General features: G+C 46.9%; 1 protein-coding gene. It reads right to left on the reverse strand.

Annotation, left to right across the window (positions count from 1 at the left end; genetic code table 11):
• Window positions 1-828: FAD-dependent oxidoreductase (locus tag ACTXGO_RS15025; RefSeq protein ID WP_443575085.1), on the reverse strand; the 828-nt coding region annotated here is incomplete at both ends.

Raw genomic sequence — 828 nt, forward strand, 5'->3', positions numbered from 1 at the left:
ACCAATCACCTTTTCATCATCGCCTAGGCATACCAGCTTCATCACGCACTTTTGACGATGCTGAGTCACTGCGCTATACATCGAGGTAAAGGTCGAGGTATAGCACTTGATATTATCCTTGCCATGATGATTGATCGCGTCAATCTCAGACAAACCAATCGTACCGATAGCAGGATGAGTAAAAATAACCGTCGGAATGAGATCATAAACCAGATGCTCATCGGTCTTATCATTAAACAAGCGCTCAGATAGCCTGCGACCTGCTGCAATAGCGACCGGCGTCAAATCAACACTGTGCTCGATAATATCGCCAACCGCATAAATGCCGTCAACGTTAGTGTTCTGAAACTTATCGACTTTGATTTTGCCGTTGTCCGTCGTCTCAACCCCTGTGACATCTAAATTGATAGTATCAGTGGAGGGCGCTCGACCAATCGCCCAAATCAGGCAATCTACCGTATCAAGCGTACCGTCTTTGGTACATAACTCTAAGCTGCCATCTTCATTTTTATTGACTTCAGTGAGTGTCGTTTCGGTATGCAATTGAATACCATCTTGCTCCATCTCTATCAGCAAGGTCTCGACGATAGTATGGTCAAATGAGCGTAGCGGCGAGTGCTGACGAACATACAGATGCACCTCTGATCCTAAGCTGTTAAGCACGCCTGCGATTTCAACAGCAATATAGCCAGCCCCTGCGATAGCCACGCGTTTGGGCAGATGGTTTAATCTAAAGAACCCGTCAGAATCGATACCGTGCTCAGCGCCTGGGATGTCGGGGAAAATAGGATGACCACCGGTCGCAATCAAAATATGGTCAGCGGTAAT

The organism is Psychrobacter sp. T6-1, assembly GCF_052258445.1.